This window comes from Flavobacterium sp. MAHUQ-57 (genome assembly GCF_051908335.1).
In the GTDB taxonomy this organism is placed as follows: Bacteria; Bacteroidota; Bacteroidia; order Flavobacteriales; family Flavobacteriaceae; genus Flavobacterium.
This window is the reverse complement of the sequence record NZ_JBPZTE010000006.1, coordinates 525,333-550,233: the sequence shown is the minus strand read 5'-3', so window position 1 is coordinate 550,233 and position 24,901 is coordinate 525,333. Positions and strand designations below refer to the sequence as shown.

Sequence of the window (24,901 nt, the reverse complement as noted above, 5' to 3'; positions counted from 1 at the left end):
TATTCAAGAAACTAAGATAATATATTATTTTAAATAAAAAAGCCTACTAATTAGTAGGCTTTTCTGCTTTTTTAATTTTTACCTTAAGCTCTTGTGCGTCAGGATCTAAATCCATTTCAATGATGTCTCCATCATGTATTTTGGAAGTAATTATTTCTTCAGCTAAAGCATCTTCAACATATTTTTGGATCGCACGTTTTAGCGGTCTTGCTCCAAATTGCTTGTCAAATCCTTTTTCGGCAATAAATGCTTTTGCTTCGTCAGATAATCTTAAGTTATATCCAAGATCTTTAACGCGACCATACAGTTTTTTTAATTCGATTTCGATAATTAAATCGATGTCTTCTTTTTCCAATACATTGAAAACAATTACGTCATCAATTCTATTTAAAAACTCAGGAGCAAATGCTTTTTTCAATGCATTTTCGATAATACTTTTTGAATTATCATCAGCTTGAGCTACTTTAGCAGCAGTACCGAAACCAACGCCTTGACCAAAATCTTTCAATTGACGAGCACCTACATTTGAAGTCATGATGATGATTGTATTTCTAAAGTCGATTTTACGTCCTAAACTGTCTGTTAAATAACCGTCATCTAAAACTTGTAACATCATGTTGAAAACATCTGGATGTGCTTTTTCAATTTCATCTAAAAGTACCACACAATAAGGTTTGCGACGAACTTTTTCTGTCAATTGCCCACCTTCTTCATACCCAACGTATCCCGGAGGCGCTCCAACTAATCTTGAAATGGCAAATTTTTCCATATATTCACTCATGTCAATACGAACCAATGCATCTTCAGAATCAAATAATTCTTTGGCTAACACTTTAGCTAATTGTGTTTTACCTACACCAGTCTGACCTAAGAAAATAAACGAACCAATCGGTTTGTTTGGATCTTTCAATCCAGCACGATTACGTTGAATGGCACGTGCAATTTTTTGAACAGCATCTTTTTGTCCAATTACTTTATTTTCAATTAATTCAGGTAGTTTTGCTAACTTATTGCTTTCAGTTTGAGCGATACGATTAACCGGTATTCCAGTCATCATAGAAACTACATCAGCTACATTGTCTTCGGTTACCTGAATACGATTGTTTTTAGAATCTTCTTCCCATTGTTCTTGTGCAATGGCTAATTCTTTTTCCAAACGTTTTTCGTCATCACGGAGTTTTGCAGCCTCTTCATATTTCTGTCTTTTAACAACAGAATTTTTCAATTCACGCACTTCCTCCAATTGACGTTCTAAATCCAAAATTTGCTTCGGAACATCGATGTTGGTAATGTGTACACGTGAACCTGCTTCGTCCATGGCGTCTATAGCTTTGTCTGGAAGGAATCGTTCCGACATGTATCGCTCAGTTAATTTTACACATGCTTCAATAGCTTCTTGTGTGTAAATTACATTGTGGTGGTCTTCGTATTTTCCTTTTACATTGTTTAGAATGGTGATGGTTTCTTCAATAGAAGTCGGATCAACAATCACTTTTTGGAAACGACGTTCTAGAGCGCCATCTTTTTCAATATACTGACGGTATTCATCCAAGGTTGTAGCACCAATACATTGGATTTCGCCACGAGCCAACGCCGGTTTGAACATATTTGACGCGTCCAATGAACCTGTTGCTCCACCTGCACCAACAATAGTGTGAATTTCATCAATGAAAAGAATGATATCGTCATTTTTTTCCAATTCATTCATAACTGCTTTCATACGCTCTTCGAATTGGCCACGGTATTTTGTACCTGCAACCAAAGAGGCTAAATCCAGTGTTACTACTCTTTTGTTGTATAAAATCCTAGAAACTTTCTTTTGAATGATACGTAAAGCCAGTCCTTCTGCGATAGCAGATTTACCAACTCCGGGCTCACCAATTAGTAACGGGTTGTTTTTCTTTCTTCTGCTCAAGATTTGAGAAACGCGTTCAATTTCTTTTTCGCGTCCAACAACCGGATCTAGTTTTCCTTCCTCTGCCATTTCGGTTAAATCACGTCCAAAATTATCTAAAACTGGAGTTTTAGATTTTTTATTGGATTTATTGGCAGGGTTATTGAAATTACCTTCTCTTAAACTGTCATCTTGTCCTGAATCATCTCCATATGAAGACTCGTTCTTAGGAAAATTGTCTTGAAAATCTTCTTCGTTTGGCATCATAGTTAAGTATTGTTCTTTAGCTGTATCATAATCGATTTTCAGCTTGTTTAATAATTTAGTCGTCGGATCATTTTCATTGCGTAAAATACACAATAACAAATGTCCGGTACTGATAGTGCTGCTTTGAAAAACTTTAGCTTCTAAGAAAGTAGTTTTTAGTGCACGTTCTGCTTGACGGGTAAGATGTAAGTTTTTCTTATCATTACCTGTTGTGGGATTAGGATTTGCAGGGCTTAAAATTTCAACTTTTCGTCGTAAATGATCTAAATCAACTGACAAATTATTAAGAATAGTAATGGCTGTTCCGCTTCCATCTCTTAAAATTCCAAGCATCAGATGCTCTGTTCCAATAAAGTCGTGACCTAAACGTAAGGCCTCTTCTTTGCTGTAAGTAATTACATCTCTGACTCTTGGTGAAAAATTATCATCCATAACTTAAGAAGGATTTGAATGTAAATTTAATGATTTATGAAAGGAAAAGCAAAAATCATTCCTGACATGGTAGTACTGACAGCTAATTGACGAAAAATATTTTGAAAAGCAAGTTAAAATTACCTTAATTTATTAACTAAACCGGTAGGTTTTATTGTTAATAAAAAGTTGAAATAAGATGTGTTGTATACAGAAAAAAAAATCAGAAATACGTATATTAGCGCGTTTTGTATAATAAATAAATTAATAACATAAATACTTATGTCTGAAGGAGAAAAGTTAATTCCAATTAACATTGAAGACGAAATGAAATCAGCTTACATCGATTATTCGATGTCGGTTATTGTGTCGCGTGCATTACCTGATGTAAGAGATGGTCTTAAACCAGTACACCGTAGAGTATTGTTTGGAATGCATGAATTAGGAGTATATTCAAATAGAGCTCATAAAAAATCTGCCAGAATCGTGGGAGAGGTTCTGGGTAAATATCACCCACATGGAGATTCATCGGTTTACGATGCCATGGTTCGTATGGCTCAGGATTGGAGTTTGCGTTATTTGATGGTGGATGGACAGGGTAACTTTGGTTCGATTGATGGGGATAGTCCAGCGGCAATGCGTTATACAGAGGCGAGAATGAAAAAGTTCTCTGAAGAGATGTTGGCTGATATTGAAAAAGAGACGGTAGATTTCCAGTTGAACTTCGATGATACTTTGGAAGAACCTAAAGTGATGCCTACTAAAGTTCCTAACTTGTTAGTGAATGGTGCTTCGGGTATTGCAGTAGGTATGGCTACCAATATGGCGCCTCATAACTTAACTGAAGTTGTAGATGGTACGTTAGCTTACATTGACAATAATGATATTGAAATTGACGAATTAATCACTCATATCAAAGCTCCAGATTTCCCAACAGGTGGTGTGATTTATGGTATGGATGGTGTTCGTGAGGCTTTTAAAACTGGTCGAGGACGTGTAGTTATTCGTGCTAAAGTTGGTTTTGAAGAAGTTGACGGGCGTGAAGCGATTATAGTTAACGAAATTCCATATCAAGTGAATAAGGCTGAAATGATTAAAAAAACAGCCGATTTAGTTAATGATAAAAAGATTGAAGGTATTTCTACTATCCGTGATGAATCGGATAGAAATGGTATGCGTATCGTTTATATTTTAAAGCGTGACGCGGTTCCTAATGTGGTTTTAAATACTCTTTATAAATATACACAATTACAATCTTCTTTTAGTGTAAATAATATTGCATTGGTAAAAGGTCGTCCACAAATGTTGAATTTAAAAGATTTGATTCATCATTTTGTGGAACACAGACACGAAGTAGTAACCCGTAGAGCACAATTTGATCTAAGAAAAGCGGAAGAAAGAGCGCACATTTTAGAAGGTTTGATTATTGCTTCAGATAATATCGATGAAGTTATCGCGTTAATTAGAGCGTCTAAAGATGGGGATGAAGCAAGAGCAAAATTAATCGAACGTTTCAATTTGTCTGAAATTCAAGCGCGTGCAATTGTTGAGATGCGTTTACGTCAATTAACGGGTCTTGAGCAAGATAAATTGCGTGCTGAGTATGATGAAATCATGAAAACCATCAACTATTTGAAAGAATTACTTGCAAGTAAAGAGATGAGAATGCAAGTGATTAAGGATGAGTTGAATGAAATCAAAGACAAGTACGGAGATGAGCGTCGTTCAACAATAGAATATTCAGGTGGTGATGTAAGTATAGAAGATTTGATTGCTGATGAACAAGTAGTAATTACTATTTCACATGCCGGATATATCAAACGAACTTCTCTTTCTGAATATAAAACACAGAATAGAGGAGGGGTTGGTCAAAAATCTGCCGGAACACGTGATGCTGATTTCTTAGAGCATATGTACGTAGCTACAAATCACCAATATATGTTGTTCTTCACTCAAAAAGGAAAATGTTTCTGGATGCGTGTTTACGAAATTCCAGAGGGAAGTAAAACGGCAAAAGGAAGAGCGATTCAGAATTTGATCAATATAGAACAAGATGATAAGGTGAAAGCATTCATCTGTACACAAGATTTGAAAGATCAAGAATATATTAATAACCATTATGTAATTATGGTTACTAAAGAAGGTCAAGTGAAGAAAACTTCTTTAGAACAATATTCTCGCCCAAGAACAAATGGTGTTGCCGCAATTACTATTAAAGAAGGTGATGAATTGTTAGAAGCAAAACTAACAACTGGTGAAAGTCAGGTTTTAGTTGCTGTGAAGTCGGGTAAACTAGTTCGTTTCGAGGAAGGAAAAACAAGACCAATGGGACGTACAGCATCGGGAGTACGTGGAATTACACTAGCTGACGAGAAGGACGAAGTAATTGGCATGGTTTCTGTAGATACGAAAGATGTGAACGAAACTCAATTGTTAGTAGTTACTGAAAATGGTTACGGAAAACGTACTAAATTGGTTGATGAAGATGGTGAAGATGTATACCGTATTACTAACCGTGGAGGAAAAGGTGTTAAAACATTAAATATCACAGAAAAAACAGGAGCGTTGATTTCAATTAATAATGTTACTGATGAAGATGATTTGATGATTATCAATAAATCTGGTTTGACTATTCGTATGAAAGTATCGGATTTAAGAGTTATGGGACGTGCAACGCAAGGAGTTCGTCTTATCAATATCAAAGGAAAAGATTCTATTGCTGCTGTATGTAAAGTAATGCGTGAAGAGGAATCTGATGAGAGTGATGAAAATGAAGAAAATACTAATGATTCTATTGAAGGTGCAACTTCAGTAGAAAATGAAAACCAAGAATAAATAATTTAAAAATTGAAAAATGAAAATTAAAAATTTAGCAATTGCTACTGCTTTATTTGCATCGATAGCGACTTTTGCGCAAAAAGATCAATTAAAAGCGGCTGAAAAATCTTTAAAATCAGGAAATGCAGCCGAAGCTAAAGAAATTTTGGCAGGAATTGATAATATGATTGTAAATGCTGATGATGCACAAAAAGCACAATATTATTTCTTAAAAGGGAATGCTGCTTTCGAATTGGCTAAAAAGAAAGTTGATACAGACAAAAATTTATCGGAAGCTGCCAAAGCTTATGGTGATTTAATTCTTACTGAAGAAAATTCAGGAAAAGTAAAATATACTACTCAAGCTCAAACTTCTTTGACAGAATTAAAGGATGCAGTTCGTAATAGTGCAATTGCTGATATTGATGCTAAAAAATTCAAAACAGGTGCTTTGAAATTGTATCAAACGTATTCAATTGACAAAAAAGACACGGTTATGCTGTATTATGCTGCGAACTATGCTTTGAATGCTCAGGATTATGATTTGGCTTTGGATTATTACAAAAAATTAAAAGATGTAAAATATTCCGGTAAAGCAACAAATTATACCGCTAAATTCAAAGCTAATGATCAAGAGCAAACTTTCCCTACAGCTGCACAAAGAGATCAAGCTGTGAAAATTGGTACTCACTATGAGCCAAAAACAGAGAATGTACCTTCAAAAAGAGGAGAAATTGCGAAAAATATTTCATTATTGTATATCCAAAAAGGTGATATTGCTGCTGCAAAAAAATCTATGGGAGAAGCAAGAGCAAATAATCCAGAAGATACTTCTTTGATTTTATCAGAAGCAGATTTGTATTTGCAGACTAAGGATTATGAAATGTATAAAAAATTGGTTTCGGAAGCATTAGCGAAGAATCCGAGTAATGCCGATTTATATTATAACTTAGGTGTAATTACTAGTCAATCGACTGAAAAACAGGCTAAAATTGATGCGGAAGGTTATTATTTAAAAGCCATTCAAATCGATCCTAATTATAAAAATGCTTACATGAATCTTTCTGTTCTTAAATTAGATGGAGAAAAAGAAATTGTTGAAGCAATGAATAAATTAGGAACTTCTGATGCGGATAATAAAAAGTATGACGCTTTAAAGGCTAAACGTGCAGCAATGTATAAGTCAGCTATTCCTTATTTAGAAAAAGCAAACGAATTATTCGGTAATGATGAGGATATAAAAAGTACGCTTTTAAATATGTACTACGCTTTGGATATGACGGATAAAGCAAAAGCATTAAAAGCAAAAAAATAATAAGAGAAGATTATAAAAAAGTCCTGATTTATTTCAGGACTTTTTTTATATAACTTTTTTGATAACTCTCAACTTGTGAGTATGTCTGTTTGTTTCTGCATTATAAATTCCTAAATGATCTAACCGATCAATTCTAACTTTTCCGCTGGCATGAATGATGTAGTTGTTTTCCATGATGATGCCAACGTGAATGATATTTCCTTCTTCGTTATCAAAAAAAGCCAAATCTCCTGGCTCACTTTCTTCGATAAAGCTTAGTGCATCACCTTGAGTTGCTTGTTGAGAGGCATCTCGTAATAAATGAAAACCATTTAGTTTGTAGACCATCTGTGTAAAACCAGAACAGTCAATGCCAAATGGTGTTTTTCCACCCCATAAATAAGGAGCATTCAAATACATGAATGCAGTTTCAATAAGGCTTTGCTTGGGTTTGATGCCACTTACTTTAATTCCTTCAAATGAAAGATTTTCCGTATTGATGCTTTCATAATTCAAGAACGATAATGAGGCACCTAAAGGAATTGGCATTAATAAATTGTCTGGAGATGTAACATATTCAATTAAATCCGCATTTAGAATAATACTGTCTTTACTAAGTTGATGGTATTGTTCTTCTGTGATTGATTTGTATTGCTTATTGTCAATCCAGCCTTCGTAATCATCAAACGCCAATTTGATTTTAGACCATTTTTGTTGCTGTTCCAAAATTATGAAATGTTCACCAAAAAGAACTTGTGAAACGAGTTCACTTCTGTCACTTGGTTCAATACGTAAGGGGATATTGGCTAGATTACAAATACCAAACATTGAATACAATTAGGGGTTATGAATCATGAGTTGTAATTATATTGTTTACAACCCATGATTTATAAATTTTATTTAAGCTCTTTCTATAACAATTGCAGAAGCACCACCACCACCATTACAGATAGCTGCAGCACCAATTTTTGCATTGTTTTGTTCTAAAACATTGATTAAAGTAACGATGATTCTTGCGCCAGAACATCCAAGAGGATGGCCTAATGATACTGCACCACCGTTTACATTCACTTTTTCATTGTCTAACCCTAAAATTTTAGCATTGGCTAAACCTACAACAGAAAAGGCTTCGTTAAATTCAAAGAAATCAACATCAGCTAACGAAACTCCAGCTTTGTCTAAAGCTTTTGGTAAAGCTTTTGCAGGTGCTGTTGTGAACCATTTTGGTTCTTGTGCTGCGTCTGCATATCCTTTGATATAAGCAAGAGGTTTTAATCCTAAGGCAGTTGCTTTTTCTTCACTCATTAAAACCAAAGCAGCAGCTCCATCATTAATGGTTGAGGCGTTGGCAGCCGTAACAGTTCCTTCCTTTGTAAATACTGCATTAAGTGTAGGGATTTTATCTAATTTAACATTAGTGTACTCTTCGTCTTTAGTAACGACTATTGGATCGCCTTTTCTTTGTGGAATAGTGACAGGAACAATTTCTGCATCAAATTTGCCAGCATCCCAAGCATTAGCAGAACGTGTATACGATTGAATCGCAAAATTATCTTGTTCTTCACGGCTTATATTGTGTTCAGTTGCGCATAAATCAGCAAAAACACCCATGGCTTGTTGGTCGTATACATCTACAAGTCCGTCTTTCTGCATACCATCTACAAAAGATGTTGGCCCAAATTTTACGCCATTTCTCATGTGTACATAATGTGGAATTAAACTCATGTTTTCCATACCACCTGTTACAACGATTTCTGCATCACCACACATAATAGCTTGTGCACCCAACATAACAGCTTTCATTCCTGAAGCACATACCTTATTTATAGCTGTACAAGCAACTTCATTGGATAATCCTGCAAAAAGGGCAGCTTGTCTTGCTGGGGCTTGTCCAACACCTGCTTGAACTACATTCCCCATATACACTTCATTTACTAAAGCAGGGTCTAAATTGATTTTATTTAAAGCTCCTTTAATAGCAGTTGCACCTAACTGTGGAGCAGATACGCTTGATAAAGCTCCCATGAAACTACCTATTGGTGTACGAGCAGCTGAAACAATAACAACTTTTTTCATTTTGTGTTCTATAATTTAGTTTTGCGAATTTACTAATTTTAATGGAAACAGAGATTTTGATTAAGATATTATTTAGATTTTAAAATTTATGAATTCTTATAGTGCTGATTATTAGGTTTTAAAAATTTAATGTAAAAAAAATGTAAAAAAAATGCTTGAAAAACTTGGTATTAATACTTTGTTATGCTACATTTGCAACCGCAAAAAAGGTCAAGTTCTTTGCAATAGGAGAGGTGCCGGAGTGGTAACGGAGCAGATTGCTAATCTGTCGACGGGTAACCGTCGCCAGGGTTCGAGTCCCTGTCTCTCCGCTTTTTTTTGCTTTCGGGGTGTAGCGTAGCCCGGTCATCGCGCCTGGTTTGGGACCAGGAGGTCGCAGGTTCGAATCCTGCCACCCCGACTAAGATGACAAATTGTTTTAGTTTACTAAAATGAGGTCCAATAGCTCAGCTGGATAGAGCAACTGCCTTCTAAGCAGTAGGTCTCAGGTTCGAATCCTGATTGGATCACAAAGCCTCACATTCGTGAGGCTTTTTTTATTCCTTATTTTTAAGTATATTTCCAATAAAACTAAAAGATGAAATTATATTTCCCACTTCTTTTTTTATTTTTCTTTCAAGTAAATCAAGCGCAAGAAGTTTCTGACACTACATTTGTTAATATTAAAGATTACACTAAAGAAGTTGTTTTTGATATGAAATATGCTACAAATGACAACTTTTTAAAAACGAAAGTATACGATTGCGATGAATGTTATCTTCGTTTAAAAACAGTAAAAGCGCTTGTAAATGCAAGTAAATATTTTGCTAAAAAAGGCTATAAAATTAAGTTGTACGATTGTTACCGTCCTTTGGATGTTCAAAAAAAAATGTGGGCTATTGTGTCCAATCCAAATTATGTAGCCAACCCAGCTAAAGGTTCAATTCATAATAGAGGAGGAGCAGTTGATATTACTTTAGTAGATGAAAATGGAAACGAGTTAGCTATGGGAACAGCTTTTGATCACTTCGGGCCAGAATCCGCACATGCTTATGATCAATTGGATAGAAAGATTCTTAAGAATAGAAAGCTTTTGAAAAAAATAATGCTCCGAAATGGATTCGAAGCATTTGATTCTGAATGGTGGCACTATAATTTAATAGGCTCCAAGAAAGATAAAATATCAAATTTTACTTGGCACTGTCACTAAATAAACAATCATAATTGTCTTTAAAGAAAGTCTCGGGTTTGAAGGTGGTATTCAGTTTTTCTGAAATAATCTCTTTTGGTAGAACATAATCAACTGCGCCTGATGAATAGTTTATTTTCATTAGAGAAATTGAATGTTTTCTTAAATCTTCAAAATCATTCTTTAAAAAGAAAAAGGTAGCCTCTAGAAAGCGATTATTTTCCTTTTCAGTCTCGTTATAGATTAAGTTGTCACATTTCCCTTCATCTGCATATACAAGAGAATAGACTTTTCCATTTGATAATTGAAAGAAAAGCTTTGATGCGGTGTCTATGCATTTTGGTGTAATGAAATCTTTACTTTTTTGAATGATTTGAACCTTTAATACTGGGATGTCATTTTCACTTGCTAATGATAAAAAAATCAATTGAGCAGAATTCCCAAAAACTTTTTCATAGACTAAGCAACTTTTGGTTTCCTTATAGGTTCCGATAGAATCTTTTATATTAGTAGCAAGCTCACATGGTTTTTGTGCAAAAGCTATCGATTGTAAGAGTATTAAAAAGAAAAGTATTTTGTATTTCATTGTTTCTAAATTTTGTCGCAAAGTAAGACAATTTTATTGTTATTCAAATCGGTCGTAAAAAAAGCGAAAAGTACTCCACCATCTTTGACTTTCCATTTTTTTCTGATGTTTTCAACAGATTCGGGAAAATTTCTAGTGGTAATGTTTGCTTTTTGGTCAAGTAGGTGAGTCTTCATGTTGGATTTGTTATATTCAAAAACCGTGCGGATTATAAATTTTCTTCCGGGGAAATCAATTAAATTACTTGAAGTGTACAAGTGGGAGTGTTGATGAAGTTTTTGAATGTTATAATTTATGGCAATTTGATTGAATGCACCCGATTTTAAAATCGCAGCATTTGGTTCATATATATAACTATTAGGTAGGCTATAATCTGGTGTTTTTAATTCTGCGTCTAAAGTAAATTGAAAAGCTTCTTCGATTTCTTTGTTGAAATTAATAGTTTTGACGGTTATTTTACCGGAATAATTATTTTCCAAGATCCATAATAATTCTTTAACTTCTCCATTTACAGCCACGACATGTATTTCTTTGATGTAATTCAATTCGTTAATTCCAGCTGCTATATCTAAAATTGGTGCAGTTTTTATTAAAATTGAATTCGTATACTTAAAGTAAAGATTTAGATTTGTAGGTACGTCTGGGAGGCAATCTTTTAACATGAAAACTTTGCCTTTGGCCTCATTTCTGCGGGAAGGATCAATATAAATCCAATCAAAACGCTGGTTTAAATGTTGTAAAATTTCAGTACTGTCACCATGATATGATTTTATATTTGAAATTTGTAATTGTTCGATATTGTTGCTAACAATGTTTTGCAATTCTTCTTTAAGTTCACAGTGAATCACTTCATTGAAATTCTTTGAAAAATAATAATCATCTACGCCAAATCCTCCAGTGAGATCAATAATATTGGTACCAGAAATCAAGGAAGCTTTGTATTTCGCTGTTGTTTCTGATGATGTTTGTTCAATTGATAACTTGCTTGGATAAATAATACCTTTTGTTTTATACCAGGTAGGTAATTTTTCTTTTGCTTTGGATTTGGAAGCAACTTGGGTTAAGATTTCATTCCAAGAAACTTCCGGGAATGGATTTTTTTGTAGTGCTAATTTTGAAAAGTTTACACTCAATGATTCCTCAATGAAGGATTGGATTTCTTGAGAAAGAATAGTTTTAGTTTCCACTACTTGATAGATTTTGAGGCTTTAAAAATACTAAAACTTACCCAATAAAAAAACTCGCCAAAAAGGCGAGTTTTACTTATTTTTTATTGCTATATATTATGGTTGAGCAAAAGAATTTCTTGAACCTCCAGAAGCAAAAATAGCGCTCATTCTTGATTTTTGACCATTAGAGAACATATACATACCTCTATCATCAGTGTAATCCATGTAGTTCATATACATTTCAAGTGGAGTGCCAGAACAAGTTGATCTGTGACCTACTGCAGGAACACCATAGTTAGCTGTATTGTGAACTGGAGTATCAGATACTAAGTCAGATCCACAAGTAGCATCACCCCAGATGTGACGTAAGTTCATCCAGTGACCTACTTCGTGAGTTGCTGTTCTACCTAAGTTGAATGGATAAGTTGCTGTTCCTGTGTTACCAGTATATTTAGAATCAATTACAACTCCATCAGTTGCAGAAGAACCTCCAGGAAATTGAGCATAACCTAAAATTCCACCACCGATTGTACATACCCAGTAGTTCAATTTAGTAGTTGGTGAAGTTGGGTTAAGACCACCTTGAGATGATTTCTTCATAGCGTCATTAGTACCCCATGAAGTTTTTGTAGTCGATTTTCTGATTACCTGATCAAGTACGAAAGAAATACCTACGTTTGCTCTTACCGAAGAGTAAGGGTTGTTTGCAGTATTATAATCAGAGTTAGCAGCATTAAAATCTTTGTTTAATACATCGATTTGAGATTGTAATTGTGCTAAAGAAATGTTTTCAGCTGAAGTTCTGTACAAAACGTTGAATACAACAGGAATTTGTACTTTACCATTTACTAATCTTCCATTAGCGATAGCTTCGTTAGTTAGTTTTTCAATTTCTGCCATTCTTCCAGCCAAAGCAGGATTTTCTCTCATTTGTCTGTCTAAAACTTCGTGAGAAGCACATCCTCTGTGTGCAGTAGCGCTAGCTTGTTCTTGGTTTGTTGAATTGTCATCTTTCTGACATGAGAACATTAATAATGCTGCTGAAGCAGACAATAATAATTTTTTCATAATTGGGTTTGTTTGGTTTGATTAATATTTGTTTTTGGAAATTTTATTTTTCCGATGCAATACTAAATAAATTTATGATATTATCAAAGTTTTAATTAAATGTTTAGTAATGATTAAATAAATAGGCTGTTATTTACAATTGTTAATAACTCTGTTAACTATTGTATTTAAAGGGGGTTTAAATATTTTATTTGTTAATAAATACTTACAAAAAATCAATACTTTTTTTTTATAATTATTTGATTCAGTGATGTTTGAATAAAAAAAACTCACCCGAAGGTGAGTTTAAATTAATATTATGTAATCTAAATATTATGGTTGAGCAAAAGAATTTCTAGCACCTCCAGCCGCGAAGATAGCATCCATTCTTGATTTTTGTCCTAAAGAGAACATATACATACCTCTATCGTCAGTGTAATCCATGTAGTTCATGTACATTTCAAGTGGAGTACCAGTACAAGTAGATCTGTGACCAACAGCAGGAACGCCATAGTTTGCTGTATCGTGAACTGGAGTATCCGCAACTTGGTCATTTCCACAAGTAGCATCACCCCAAATGTGACGTAAGTTCATCCAGTGACCTACTTCGTGAGTTGCTGTTCTACCTAAGTTGAATGGTGCAGTAGCCGTACCTGTGTTACCCGTGTATTTAGAATCTAAAACAACACCATCAGTAGCAGAAGAGCCTCCTGGGAATTGCGCATAACCTAAGATTCCACCTCCAATTGTACACACCCAAATGTTTAATTTAGTTGTTGGAGAAGTTGGAGCAATACCACCTCTTTTGGCATTTTTCATTACATCATTAGTTCCCCAAGATGATTTTGTAGTTGATTTTCTGATTACTTGATCTAGTACGAAAGTAATTCCAATATTGGCTCTTACTGTAGAGTAAGGGTTGTTAGCTGTATTATAATCAGAGTTAGCAGCATTGAAATCTTTGTTTAATACATCGATTTGAGATTGCAATTGTGCTAAAGAAATGTTTTCAGCTGAAGTTCTGTACAAAACGTTGAATACAACTGGAATTTCTATTTTTCCATTTACTAAACGTCCTGTCTTCATAGCTTCGTTAGAGAATTTCTCAATCTGAGCCATTTTAGAAGCTAACTCTGGATTTTCTCTCATTTGTCTTTCTAACACTTCGTGTGAAGCACAACCTCTGTGAGCTGTAGCGTTTGCTTGTTCTTGATTTGAAGAATTGTCATCTTTTTGACAAGAGAACATTAATAATGCTGCTGAAGCAGACAATAATAATTTTTTCATGATTGGGGTTTTTTGGTTTAATTAATTATTTGTCTTTGGAATTGAATTATTCCGATGCAATACTAATAATTATTGATATATTATCAAAGTTTTAATTAATTATTTATTAATTGTTAAATTGTATTTTATTCTATCGTATTGTTAGTGAATATGTTATGTTTAAAAAAAAATTGAACATTATGAATAAATCACAATAAATTAACCGAAAAATAGATTTTAATTTAAAGTAAATGCTTAAAACAACAAAACCCGTCCTTTGGACGGGTTTTGTAAATTTGTTTTTTGTTTATTATGGTTGAGCAAAAGAATTTCTAGCACCTCCTGCAGCGAAGATTGCATCCATTCTTGATTTTTGTCCCAAAGAGAACATGTACATACCTCTATCGTCAGTATAATCCATGTAGTTCATATACATTTCAAGTGGAGTGCCAGTACAAGTTGATCTATGACCTACTTCAGGAACACCATAGTTAGCTGTATTGTGAACTGGAGTATCAGCTACTAAGTCAGATCCACATGTAGCATCACCCCAAATGTGACGTAAGTTCATCCAGTGACCTACTTCGTGAGTAGCTGTTCTTCCTAGGTTGAATGGAGCGTTAGCAGTTCCTGATAATCCTGTGTATTTGCTATCACAAACAACACCATCTGTCGCAGAAGAACCTCCAGGGAATTGAGCGTATCCTAAGATACCGCCGCCAATTGTACATACCCAAAAATTAAGTTTTGTAGTTGGAGATGTCGGATCAATTCCACCTTGCTTTGATTTTTTCATCGCATCTCTTGTTCCCCAAGAAGATTTTGTAGTTGATTTTCTGATTACTTGGTCAAGCACAAAAGAAATACCAACATTAGCTCTTACTGAAGAATAAGGGTTGTTTGCAGTATTATAATCTGAGTTAGCAGCATTGAAGTCTTTGTTTAATACATCGATTTGTGATTGTAATTGTGCTAAAGAAATGTTTTCAGCACTGGTTCTATATAATACATTGAACACAACTGGAATTTCAATTTTCCCATTAACTAAACGTCCAGTTTTCATTGCTTCGTTTGTGAATCTCTCTATATCAGCCATTCTAGTAGCTAATTGAGGATTTTCTTTAATTTGTTGTTCTAATACTGCATGTGATGCACAGCCTCTGTGAGCAGCAACGTTTGCAGATTGATCTTCAGAAGTGTTGTCTTTTTGACAAGAAAATAATAATAAGGCAGCAGAAGCTGACAATAATAGTTTTTTCATAATTTGTTTGGTTTAGTTAAATGATTAGTAATTTTTTTCAAAATTATTTAACAATACTATAAATTTAATTTCATAAAAAAAAATTTTTAGATGTTAAAAATCAATAACATAACCGAATTATCCGTAAATATTGGGGTTAAAATTTGAAAGAAAAATAAAAAAAGAATATTGAAACTAGCAAATATGAATTTTTTTGTAGTTATATTCTTAATTATATTTTTGATGAAATTTTGTAAACGTTATGTGTTACGGATTGGTAAATTAATTATTAAAAACGTAGTTCAAAATATTAGCGCCCATTTTTAGCGCTTTTTCTCTAACTTCTCTAGGGTCATTGTGTACTTCAGCATCTTCCCAACCATCTCCTAAATCGCATTCGAATGTGTATAGGAGTACTAGTTTATTATCGATAAAAATACCATAAGCTTGTGGTCTTCCGCCTTCATGTTCATGAATTTTGGGTAATCCATTAGGGAATTGATAAGGTTTTTGAAATAAAGAATGCGAAGAAGGAATTTCGATTAGATTGTTATTGGGGAATATTTTTTTGATTTCTTTTCGGATGTATTTATCCATACCATAATTATCATCAATATGTAAAAAACCTCCTGATGTTAGATAATTTCTCAGATTTTCGGTTTCTTGATTGTTGAATACAACATTGCCATGACCTGTCATGTGTAGAAAAGGATAGGAAAAAATATCCGGGCTACCTGGAGAAACAGTTGCGTTCTTGCTTTTTATACGTGTATTATTGTTTAAATTGGAGAACTTTATTAAATTGGGTAATGATGTAGGGTTGGCATACCAATCACCACCTCCGTTGTATTTTAATAAGGCTATTTCTTGTGAAAAACCGAAATTACTTACCGTAAACAAAAATAGTGCTAGGATTGTTCTCATATTTTACTCGTTTGAATAGACGAAACTATGGCAAGCGACAATTGCTGCAGTTTCAGTTCGTAACCTTGTATTTCCCAAAGATACCGGAATGAAATTATTTTCCAATGCGATTTGAATTTCCTTTTCGGAAAAATCTCCTTCTGGACCAATTAGCAAAGTATATCTTTGTTTGGGCTGAATTTCTTCTTTTAACAGTTTTTTGGATGTTTCTTCACAATGCGCTATGTATAAATTTCCGTTGTGCTGTTGCTTGATGAAATTTTTAAAACTAATCGGTTCATTCAATTGGGGTAAATAGAACTGATTGGATTGTTTCATTGCTGATTGTAGAATCTTATCAAAACGTTCTGTCTTTATGGTGGTTCTCTCCGAGTGATCACAGATAATAGGAGTGATTTCGTGAATGCCTATTTCGGTAGCTTTTTCCAAAAACCATTCGTAACGATCGTTCATTTTGGTTGGTGCTACTGCAAGGTGTATGTAAAAATCGGTTGGATTGTGTTTTTCAAAAGAAGTTATGCTAATAGTACATTTTTTTTCCGAAGCTAAAATGACTTTGGTAATAAATAAAAAGCCTAATCCATTGGTAACATGTAAAATATCACCTTCTTTTTTGCGTAACACTTTAACGATGTGCTTGCTTTCCTCTTTGTCAAATGAAAACTCTTTGGAATCACCAGTAATGTCAGGGTTGTAAAATAATTGCATATTAAAACTCTATTCTTGCTTTAGACACAGTTGAAGCATCACTAAAATGTTGTTCTAAAAATTTATGATAACCAACAATTCCAATCATAGCAGCATTGTCGGTCGTATATTCAAATTTCGGTATAAAAGTCTTCCAACCGTATCTCTGTTCGGTTGCCTTCAAAGTTTCACGAATACCCGAGTTGGCAGAAACGCCACCACCAATGGCAATCTCTTTTATACCAGTTTGCTCTACAGCCATTTTAATTTTATCCATCAAGATCTGAATGATAATATTTTGAATAGAAGCACAAATGTCAGCTTTGTTTTCTTCAATAAAATCAGGGTTTTCTTTAACATTCTTTTGAATGAAATATAGAATCTGTGTTTTTAGTCCGCTAAAACTGAAATTTAAGCCATCAACTTTAGGTTTCGTAAACTGATACGCTTTTGGATTACCCTCTTTGGCAAATTTATCAATTAAAGGCCCACCGGGATAGGGAAGTCCTAATATTTTCGCAGATTTATCAAATGCTTCGCCTACTGCATCATCAGTTGTTTCACCAATGATTTCCATATCAAAAAAACTATTGACTTTTACAATTTGCGTATGTCCACCTGAAATGGTTAAGGCAAGAAATGGAAAATTGGGTTTATCATATCCTTCTTCATCAATAAAATGAGCTAAAATATGTGCATGCATGTGATTCACTGCAATTAAAGGAATGGTTAAAGCCATCGCCATAGATTTGGCAAACGAGCCACCAACTAATAAAGATCCCATTAATCCTGGACCTTGAGTAAAAGCTATTGCGGATAACTGTTCTTTCGTGATTCCGGCTTTTTTAATAGCCACATCGATTACCGGTACGATGTTTTGCTGATGAGCTCTAGAGGCCAATTCAGGAACTACACCTCCAAATTCTTCATGAATTTCTTGACGTGCAACAACATTTGACAAGACTTTATTGTTTTGCAAAACTGCAGCTGCAGTATCATCGCAAGAACTTTCAATAGCTAATATATATATAGGTGATGACATAAAGGCACAGAATTTGCGTTATATTTGAAAAACCGACTTAAAATACATAATTTTACATCGAAGCCCAAAATTACAGTTTTTTTATGAATTTACTGTAGTGGCTTAATTACCTTTTGTTTGATTACTCTTGGAAGAAACTAAAAAAAATACTGGCCTCAAAAAAATCCTGAAAATAGCTTTGTATTTCCTACTTGGAATGATTTTGCTTTTACTGGTGCTAGCCATTGCTTTGAATATGCCGTTTGTTCAAACAAAATTGGGTCAGTATGCTACAGAGAGATTAAATCAAGATTTTGGAACGGACATAACCGTTGAAGAAGCAAATTTCACGGTATTCGGTGGTGTAAAGCTTAAAAAAGTCCTTATTAAGGATTACAAAAAAGACACTCTTTTTCATATTAATGTACTTAAAACCAATCTTATCGACCTAAAAAAACTAATGGACGGTGATTTGCATTTTGGAGAAGTACGTTTAGATGGTTTGGATTTCCATATCAAAAATTATAAGGGAGAAAAAGACACGAACTTAGATAAGTTTGTGGCACTTTTTGATAGTGGAGAACCAAGCAAACCTAAAAGCAAAAAATTCTTAATGACTGCAAAAGAGATGCATCTCACCAATAGTCATTTTAGGTTTTTAGATGAAAATCTGAAAAATCAATTGGTGTTTGAAGCCAAAAAACTGAATGCTTACACAACGAATTTTCAAGTGCTTGGACCTGATGTAACTATGAAAATTAATGAAATGGCGTTCGTTGACAATCATGGTCTGGTGGTCGATAATTTGACTTCTGATTTTACGTATACTAAGAAAAATATTCACTTAGCCAACCTGGATTTAAAAACCTCAAATTCTCTATTGAAAGGAGATGTTGAATTAAAATACGATAGAAAAGATTTCGCAGATTTTAACAATAAAGTGATTTTCGATGTAAAGGTGGATGAAGCACAGGTTTCTTCCAATGATTTGAATCTGTTTTATGGAGAATTTGGGAAAAATCAACAATTTGATATTCGCGGAAATTTATACGGTAGTCTTAATAATTTCAAAGCAAGGAGACTTTACTTAGTTGATCAAAACAATTCTGAAATTGTCGGAAATTTTGATTTTAAAAATTTGTTCACCAAAAACAAAGGTGATTTTTACATGAAAGGGAAATTTTCCAATATTTCCTCTACCTATGACGATTTAAACAGAATTCTACCGAGAGTTTTGGGAGATAATTTACCATCTACATTTAAAAAATTCGGACGGTTTACGCTTTCCGGTGAAACTGAAGTTACTCTTAAAACGGTGAAAGCGGATGTTTCTTTAATTACTGCATTGGGTAATGTTGAGTCGGATTTGAGCATGACAAATATCGATAATATCGATAATGCTACTTATAAAGGAAATATTAAGTTGAATAATTTTGACTTAGGGAAGTTTTTAGGGAGAGACGATCTTGGAATCGTTAATTTGGATTTAGATGCCGATGGTAAAGGGTTTAAAGAGAAATATCTTGATACACAAATCAAAGGTGATGTGAAAAGTGTTTACTACAATGGGTATAATTACCGAAATATTGTAGTGGACGGAACTATGATGAAATCCGTGTTTAAAGGAGATATTGTTGTCAACGATCCTAATTTAATCATGGAATTCGATGGTAACTTGGATTTAAGTAAGCGAGAAAACAAATACGATTTTCATGCTAAGGTAGAATATGCAAACCTAAAAAAACTGAATATTTATACTTCTGATGAAGTTTCAGTTTTTAGAGGAGACGTCGTGATGGATTTGCAAGGAAATACGATAGACAACATTTATGGTAATGTCTATATCAATCAAACTTCATATGAAAATAGTAAAGAGACGTATTTCTTCGATGATTTTCAGGTGGAATCATCTTTTGACGCAAATCGAGTTAGAACCATTACAATCAATTCGCCTGATATTATTGAAGGGAAAGTTGAAGGGAAATTCCAATTCAAACAATTGCCTGATCTGATTGAAAATTCTTTGGGTAGTTTATACGCCAATTATTCACCGAATAAAGTAAGTAAAGGGCAATTTGTGAAATTTGATTTTAACGTCTACAGTAAACTTATCGAAGTCTTCTATCCTGAAATTTCTTTGGGTGAAAACACTTATATGAAAGGTGAAATTGATTCGAATGATGGTATGTTTAAACTAAATTTTAAATCGCCATCCATTTCAGCGTATGGGAACCAATTCGATAATATCAATGTCGATATTGATAATAAAAATCCTTTGTATAATGCGTATATCGAAATGGATAGCATTAAAACAAAGTATTACAAAGTAGCTGACCTTAGTTTGATTAATGTTACAGCGAATGATACGTTGTTCTTCAGAACGGAATTCAAAGGTGGAAAAAAGGGAAAAGATTACTACAATCTTAACTTGTATCATACGATCAATGAGGAAAATAATAGTGTGGTTGGTGTAAAAAAATCGGAAGTGAATTTTAAAGATTACTTATGGTTTATCAACGAAAAAGAAGAAAAAGACAATAAAATTGTATTTAATAAAAAACTTACCGATTTTTCTATTGAAAAGATCTCGATGACGCATGGAGAACAGTTGGTACAGCTTATGGGAAAACTAAAAGATTCTACCTATAAAGATGTGCAGCTCTCCTTCAAAGATGTACAGCTCGATAAAATTACACCTTCGGTAGATAGTTTAAATTTTAAGGGAAGAGTCAATGGAATTGTTGATTTCAAACAAAGAAAATCGGTTTATGAACCTACTTCTTCTCTTGAAATTGATAGTTTGAATATTAATAATTTTGCGCTCGGAAAACTGAATATTGACGTTAAGGGAGACGATAATTTTAAAAATTTCAAGGTAAATTCAGTATTGCGTAATGAAGGATTGGAATCCTTTTCAGCAGAAGGTAATGTATTTGTTGAAGGTAAAAACACACAACTGGATCTGGATTTGAGATTGGAGGATTTTAATTTGGGAATATTTAGTCCGTTGGGTGGCGACATTATAAAGAATATTAGGGGATTGGCATCCGGAACCGCAAGATTTACTGGCGATTTCGATGAACCTGACATTACAGGGCGAATGTACCTCAATAAGGCAGGATTGAAAATTCCGTACTTAAATACAGATTATAATTTTGGCAAAAATTCTATTGTTGATGTTACTGAAAATCAGTTTAGTTTCAGGAATATTGCCTTGTATGATTCGAAATTTAATACCGAAGGCCGACTCACAGGCGCTATAAGGCATAACAAATTTGCCGATTGGTATCTGGATTTGAATATTGATTCGGATCGAATGTTAGCTTTGGACACCAAGGATTCTGATGATGCGTTGTATTATGGAACGGCTTTTATCGATGGAGAAGCATCTATAAAAGGACCTACTAACGGTTTGGTAATTAACGTAAATGCCAAATCAGGGAAGGATACTTCTATTAAAATACCTATAAATGACACAGAGGCTACTACTGAGAAAGATTATATCAAGTTTGTGACAAAAAATGGTTTGGCTGCACAAAAAGAAAAAAATATCAAATCAAAAGGATATAATGGAATTGAGTTGAATTTTGAATTGGATATTACACCTGATGCTGAAATTGAAGTAATCATTAACAAAAGTAATGGGCATGGTTTGAAAGGACGCGGAGTGGGCTCTTTACTAATGGAAATCAATACGTTGGGTAAATTCAACATGTGGGGAGATTTCCAAGTGTATAAAGGAGAATACAACTTCAAATACGGTGGAATTATTGACAAAAAATTCGAAGTTAAAAAAGGAGGTTATATTTCGTGGGATGGAGATCCTTTGAATGCTACTTTGAATATGGAAGCCGTTTACGCTACACAAGCAAATCCTGCGGTTTTACTGGATAATCCTTCTATTAATAAAAAGGTACCAACAGAAGTAGTGATCAAATTGACGGATCAATTGGCCAATCCAACACCGGATATTTCAATCAATTTCCCTACGGTAAGTTCAGTGCTGAAATCGGAATTGGAATACAAGTTAAATAATGCAGACAATAGACAAACTCAGGCGATTTATTTATTGTCTACAGGTAGTTTTCTTACCGATAAAGGAGTAGCTGAAAATGCCATTACAGGGAATTTATTAGAAAGAGCTGGAAGTTTGTTTGAAGATTTGTTTTCAAGTAGCGATGATAAATTTAAAGTAGCTCCCTACATCGTAACTGCCGATAAACGTAATCCTGATTTCCAATCGGAAGGAAGGGTAGGAGTAACTTATTCTACACAAATTAGTGATAAATTGACAATCAATGGGCAAGTGGGTGTGCCGGTAGGAGGTGTTACCGAAACAGCCGTTATCGGTAATGTGGAAGTGCAGTTGCGTTTGAATGAAGATGGGACCTTAAAAGCCAGATTCTTTAATAGAGAAAACGACATTAATTATATAGGTGAAGGAATTGGGTATACACAAGGACTAGGGGTTTCTTATGAAGTCGATTTCAATACGTTCAAAGAATTGATGCAAAAAGTATTCTCATCCAAAAAAGCGAAAAAAGAAAAAGAGTCCAAAGACGAAATACCTGATTCGGATCTCTATCCTGAAGGAATTCAATTTACCGATCAACGTCAGAAAAAAGCAACTGAAAAACCAAAAGAGGAGGAGGAAAAAGCGCCTGACGGTAACTAAAACAGGTTGATTTTTAAAAACTTATTAACGAAAACGTTTGAAATTTACAGTCTCGTCTATATTTTAACATATCTTTGAATTTTAACAGATTTTCTTTAGTAATTTTACGTTATAATTAATTTTAGATGTCAAAAATTATTAAGAAAATAGGTGTTCTAACTTCTGGTGGAGATTCTCCAGGAATGAACGCAGCCATCAGATCGGTTGTTCGTACATGTGCTTATCACAATGTTGAATGTATAGGAATATACCGCGGCTATCAAGGAATGATTGAAGGCGATTTTAAAGAAATGGGACCTCGTTCCGTGAACAATATTGTAAATAAAGGCGGAACCATTCTGAAATCCGCACGTTCAATGGATTTCAAAACTCCCGAAGGACGCAAAAAAGCCCATCAAAATTTAGTAAATGCAGAAATCGATGCCTTAGTGGTTATCGGTGGTGACGGTACTTTTACCGGTGCTGAAATTTTCAATAATGAATTTGGTTATCCAGTAATGGGAATCCCTGGAACTATTGATAACGACATCTACGGTACCAGCCATACTTTGGGTTACGATACGGCTTTAAATACCGTAGTCGAAGCCATTGATAAAATTCGAGATACTGCCAGTTCTCATAATCGATTATTCTTTGTTGAAGTTATGGGGCGTGATGCAGGTCATATCGCTTTGAATGCAGGAATCGGAGCAGGAGCAGAAGAAATCTTGATACCTGAAGAAGATTTAGGTTTGGAACGTTTATTGGAATCGCTCCAAAAAAGTAAAGCTTCTGGAAAATCTTCGAGTATTGTCGTGGTTTCCGAAGGTGATAAAATTGGTAAAAACGTATTCGAACTTAAAGAATATGTAGAAGAAAACTTACCGGAATACGACGTTCGTGTATCCGTTCTCGGTCACATGCAACGCGGTGGTTCGCCTTCGTGTTTTGATCGTGTTTTAGCATCTAGATTAGGTGTAAAAGCTGTTGAGTCTATACTTGAAGGGAAATCGAATTTCATGGTAGGTTTGTACCAGGATAAAGTGGCCTTGACACCATTGGAACAAGCCATAAAAGGAAGCTCTAAAATTGACGAAGAATTATTGAGGGTTTCTGATATAATGACAACATAACCCCACTATTATAAAATTAATCTATTTAAATAATAACTTTAAGTAAATTGCTTAAAGCCTAAAGAAGATGACTATGAAAGTAAAATTAGGAATTAACGGTTTCGGCCGTATTGGAAGAATTGTGTTTAGAGAAACATTCAACAGAGATAATGTAGAAGTTACAGCAATCAACGATTTATTGGATGTTGAGCATTTGGCTTATTTATTAAAATATGACTCGGTTCACGGACGTTTCAACGGAAAAGTAGAAGTGAAAGAGGGAAAATTATATGTTAATGATAAATATATCCGTGTAACTGCAGAAAAAGATCCAACATTAATCAAATGGGACGATGCTGAAGTGGATGTGGATGTAGTGGCAGAATGTACTGGTATTTTCACGACTTTGGAAACGGCTAATGCACACATTAAAGGTGGTGCTAAAAAAGTGGTAATTTCTGCTCCTTCTGCAGATGCTCCAATGTTTGTAATGGGAGTAAACCACGAAAAAGCTACTGCTGCTGATACTATTGTTTCGAACGCTTCATGTACAACAAACTGTTTGGCGCCTTTAGCAAAAGTAATCAACGATAATTTCGGAATCATTGAAGGTTTAATGACTACAATTCATGCTACAACTGCAACCCAATTAACGGTTGACGGACCTTCACGTAAGGATTTCCGTGGTGGTCGTGCTGCTTTATTAAACATCATTCCGTCGCAGACCGGTGCTGCTAAAGCGGTTGGAAAAGTAATTCCTGAATTGAACGGTAAATTGACAGGTATGTCAATGCGTGTGCCAACTGCCGATGTTTCTGTAGTGGATTTAACAGTGAAATTGGCCAAAGAAACGTCTTACGAAGAAATTATGAAGGTGCTTAAAAACGCTTCTGAAACTTCAATGAAAGGTATTCTTGGCTTTACTGAAGACGACGTGGTTTCTCAAGATTTTATTGGTGATTCTCGTACTTCAGTGGTAGATGCTCATGCCGGAATTGGCCTAAATTCAACTTTTTTTAAATTGGTTTCTTGGTACGATAACGAATACGGTTACTCAAGCAAATTAATCGATTTGGCCGTTCACGTTTCTGGTTTAAAATAATTTGATATCTTTATAATCCCGTTAGTAATTGTATTAACGGGATTTTTTATTAGAAGCTATTTCCCGCTATTCGCTGTATCTTTTTTTAGAATCATTTCGATAACCGCAATGATCCTAAAAAAAGGATGCCGCTGCTATCGGGGCTAAATGGCACAACTCATAATTT

17 protein-coding genes and 3 tRNA genes are annotated in these 24,901 nt (G+C 34.3%); 9 read left to right on the top strand and 11 right to left on the bottom strand.

Annotated features, from left to right (window positions below):
* Positions 1 to 46: 46 nt before the first annotated feature.
* Positions 47 to 2,593 carry an ATP-dependent Clp protease ATP-binding subunit gene (locus ACS8MM_RS02845; protein WP_379712824.1) on the bottom strand — a complete coding sequence of 849 codons (2,547 nt, stop codon included), beginning with the start codon at positions 2,591 to 2,593 and terminating at the stop codon, positions 47 to 49.
* 261 nt (positions 2,594 to 2,854) lie between these two features.
* Between ACS8MM_RS02845 and gyrA the strand changes: the two genes are divergently transcribed.
* Positions 2,855 to 5,407, top strand: coding sequence for a DNA gyrase subunit A (gyrA, locus tag ACS8MM_RS02840; RefSeq protein ID WP_379712822.1), 2,553 nt, complete (start codon positions 2,855 to 2,857; stop codon positions 5,405 to 5,407).
* Between the two features lie 19 nt (positions 5,408 to 5,426).
* Positions 5,427 to 6,704: a hypothetical protein gene (locus ACS8MM_RS02835; RefSeq protein ID WP_379712820.1), complete on the top strand. Its 1,278-nt coding sequence runs from the start codon at positions 5,427 to 5,429 to the stop codon at positions 6,702 to 6,704.
* 45 nt (positions 6,705 to 6,749) lie between these two features.
* On the opposite strand, the gene ACS8MM_RS02830 is transcribed toward ACS8MM_RS02835, so the two are convergent.
* Together ACS8MM_RS02830 and ACS8MM_RS02825 are read right to left on the bottom strand one after the other, a co-directional pair.
* The gene (locus ACS8MM_RS02830) at positions 6,750 to 7,511 is read right to left on the bottom strand and encodes a C40 family peptidase (RefSeq protein WP_379712818.1); all 762 of its coding nucleotides are present in this window, start codon (positions 7,509 to 7,511) and stop codon (positions 6,750 to 6,752) included.
* Between the two features lie 72 nt (positions 7,512 to 7,583).
* Entirely contained in the window at positions 7,584 to 8,759 is a 1,176-nt protein-coding gene (locus ACS8MM_RS02825) for an acetyl-CoA C-acyltransferase (protein ID WP_379712816.1), read from the bottom strand.
* Between the two features lie 227 nt (positions 8,760 to 8,986).
* Here ACS8MM_RS02825 and ACS8MM_RS02820 point away from each other — a divergent pair.
* The 4 genes from ACS8MM_RS02820 to ddpX all read left to right on the top strand — a co-directional run bounded on the left by ACS8MM_RS02820 (position 8,987) and on the right by ddpX (position 9,948).
* Positions 8,987 to 9,070 (top strand) — tRNA-Ser (locus tag ACS8MM_RS02820).
* 14 nt (positions 9,071 to 9,084) lie between these two features.
* A tRNA-Pro gene (locus ACS8MM_RS02815) sits at positions 9,085 to 9,159 on the top strand.
* A gap of 35 nt (positions 9,160 to 9,194) precedes the next feature.
* Positions 9,195 to 9,268, top strand: a tRNA-Arg gene (locus ACS8MM_RS02810).
* Between the two features lie 68 nt (positions 9,269 to 9,336).
* Complete coding sequence (ddpX, locus tag ACS8MM_RS02805; protein ID WP_379712814.1) at positions 9,337 to 9,948, top strand: D-alanyl-D-alanine dipeptidase; 612 nt, start codon at positions 9,337 to 9,339, stop codon at positions 9,946 to 9,948.
* Here ddpX and ACS8MM_RS02800 read toward each other — a convergent pair.
* The 8 genes from ACS8MM_RS02800 to tsaD all read right to left on the bottom strand — a co-directional run bounded on the left by ACS8MM_RS02800 (position 9,929) and on the right by tsaD (position 17,888).
* Positions 9,929 to 10,513: a hypothetical protein gene (locus ACS8MM_RS02800; RefSeq protein ID WP_379712812.1), complete on the bottom strand. Its 585-nt coding sequence runs from the start codon at positions 10,511 to 10,513 to the stop codon at positions 9,929 to 9,931. The two genes, ddpX and ACS8MM_RS02800, sit on opposite strands and share 20 nt — an antisense overlap.
* Before the next feature lie 5 nt (positions 10,514 to 10,518).
* On the bottom strand, positions 10,519 to 11,700 hold the full coding sequence (locus ACS8MM_RS02795) for a THUMP-like domain-containing protein (RefSeq protein WP_379712810.1): 1,182 nt from the start codon (positions 11,698 to 11,700) through the stop codon (positions 10,519 to 10,521).
* A gap of 96 nt (positions 11,701 to 11,796) precedes the next feature.
* Positions 11,797 to 12,750 carry a zinc metalloprotease gene (locus ACS8MM_RS02790; RefSeq protein ID WP_379712808.1) on the bottom strand — a complete coding sequence of 318 codons (954 nt, stop codon included), beginning with the start codon at positions 12,748 to 12,750 and terminating at the stop codon, positions 11,797 to 11,799.
* Between the two features lie 312 nt (positions 12,751 to 13,062).
* On the bottom strand, positions 13,063 to 14,016 hold the full coding sequence (locus ACS8MM_RS02785; RefSeq protein WP_379712806.1) for a zinc metalloprotease: 954 nt from the start codon (positions 14,014 to 14,016) through the stop codon (positions 13,063 to 13,065).
* 289 nt (positions 14,017 to 14,305) lie between these two features.
* Complete coding sequence (locus tag ACS8MM_RS02780) at positions 14,306 to 15,256, bottom strand: zinc metalloprotease (protein ID WP_379712804.1); 951 nt, start codon at positions 15,254 to 15,256, stop codon at positions 14,306 to 14,308.
* 261 nt (positions 15,257 to 15,517) lie between these two features.
* Positions 15,518 to 16,159 (bottom strand): DUF4159 domain-containing protein, encoded by a 642-nt coding sequence (locus ACS8MM_RS02775; RefSeq protein WP_379712802.1) that lies wholly within the window; start codon positions 16,157 to 16,159, stop codon positions 15,518 to 15,520.
* A 3-nt stretch (positions 16,160 to 16,162) separates the two neighbouring features.
* Positions 16,163 to 16,867 (bottom strand): 16S rRNA (uracil(1498)-N(3))-methyltransferase, encoded by a 705-nt coding sequence (locus ACS8MM_RS02770; RefSeq protein ID WP_379712800.1) that lies wholly within the window; start codon positions 16,865 to 16,867, stop codon positions 16,163 to 16,165.
* 1 nt (position 16,868) lies between these two features.
* Positions 16,869 to 17,888 carry a tRNA (adenosine(37)-N6)-threonylcarbamoyltransferase complex transferase subunit TsaD gene (gene tsaD, locus ACS8MM_RS02765; protein ID WP_379712798.1) on the bottom strand — a complete coding sequence of 340 codons (1,020 nt, stop codon included), beginning with the start codon at positions 17,886 to 17,888 and terminating at the stop codon, positions 16,869 to 16,871.
* Positions 17,889 to 18,015: 127 nt separating this feature from the next.
* Between tsaD and ACS8MM_RS02760 the strand changes: the two genes are divergently transcribed.
* The 3 genes from ACS8MM_RS02760 (at position 18,016) to gap (ending at position 24,735) form a co-directional block, all read left to right on the top strand.
* Entirely contained in the window at positions 18,016 to 22,542 is a 4,527-nt protein-coding gene (locus tag ACS8MM_RS02760) for a translocation/assembly module TamB domain-containing protein (protein WP_439948595.1), read from the top strand.
* 125 nt (positions 22,543 to 22,667) lie between these two features.
* Positions 22,668 to 23,654: a 6-phosphofructokinase gene (pfkA, locus tag ACS8MM_RS02755; protein WP_379712794.1), complete on the top strand. Its 987-nt coding sequence runs from the start codon at positions 22,668 to 22,670 to the stop codon at positions 23,652 to 23,654.
* Between the two features lie 73 nt (positions 23,655 to 23,727).
* On the top strand, positions 23,728 to 24,735 hold the full coding sequence (gene gap, locus ACS8MM_RS02750) for a type I glyceraldehyde-3-phosphate dehydrogenase (RefSeq protein WP_379712792.1): 1,008 nt from the start codon (positions 23,728 to 23,730) through the stop codon (positions 24,733 to 24,735).
* Positions 24,736 to 24,901 lie beyond the last annotated feature (166 nt).

What these genes read in the sequence shown, in the direction of transcription:
- ACS8MM_RS02790 (WP_379712808.1), bottom strand. Translation starts at nt 12,750, where the DNA reads ATGAAAAAATTATTATTGTCTGCTTCAGCAGCATTATTAATGTTCTCA.
- ACS8MM_RS02800 (WP_379712812.1), bottom strand. Translation starts at nt 10,513, where the DNA reads ATGAAATACAAAATACTTTTCTTTTTAATACTCTTACAATCGATAGCT.
- ACS8MM_RS02825 (WP_379712816.1), bottom strand. Translation starts at nt 8,759, where the DNA reads ATGAAAAAAGTTGTTATTGTTTCAGCTGCTCGTACACCAATAGGTAGT.
- pfkA (WP_379712794.1), top strand. Translation starts at nt 22,668, where the DNA reads ATGTCAAAAATTATTAAGAAAATAGGTGTTCTAACTTCTGGTGGAGAT.
- gyrA (WP_379712822.1), top strand. Translation starts at nt 2,855, where the DNA reads ATGTCTGAAGGAGAAAAGTTAATTCCAATTAACATTGAAGACGAAATG.
- tsaD (WP_379712798.1), bottom strand. Translation starts at nt 17,888, where the DNA reads ATGTCATCACCTATATATATATTAGCTATTGAAAGTTCTTGCGATGAT.
- ACS8MM_RS02770 (WP_379712800.1), bottom strand. Translation starts at nt 16,867, where the DNA reads ATGCAATTATTTTACAACCCTGACATTACTGGTGATTCCAAAGAGTTT.
- ACS8MM_RS02830 (WP_379712818.1), bottom strand. Translation starts at nt 7,511, where the DNA reads ATGTTTGGTATTTGTAATCTAGCCAATATCCCCTTACGTATTGAACCA.
- gap (WP_379712792.1), top strand. Translation starts at nt 23,728, where the DNA reads ATGAAAGTAAAATTAGGAATTAACGGTTTCGGCCGTATTGGAAGAATT.
- ACS8MM_RS02775 (WP_379712802.1), bottom strand. Translation starts at nt 16,159, where the DNA reads ATGAGAACAATCCTAGCACTATTTTTGTTTACGGTAAGTAATTTCGGT.
- ACS8MM_RS02785 (WP_379712806.1), bottom strand. Translation starts at nt 14,016, where the DNA reads ATGAAAAAATTATTATTGTCTGCTTCAGCAGCATTATTAATGTTCTCT.
- ACS8MM_RS02835 (WP_379712820.1), top strand. Translation starts at nt 5,427, where the DNA reads ATGAAAATTAAAAATTTAGCAATTGCTACTGCTTTATTTGCATCGATA.
- ddpX (WP_379712814.1), top strand. Translation starts at nt 9,337, where the DNA reads ATGAAATTATATTTCCCACTTCTTTTTTTATTTTTCTTTCAAGTAAAT.
- ACS8MM_RS02780 (WP_379712804.1), bottom strand. Translation starts at nt 15,256, where the DNA reads ATGAAAAAACTATTATTGTCAGCTTCTGCTGCCTTATTATTATTTTCT.
- ACS8MM_RS02845 (WP_379712824.1), bottom strand. Translation starts at nt 2,593, where the DNA reads ATGGATGATAATTTTTCACCAAGAGTCAGAGATGTAATTACTTACAGC.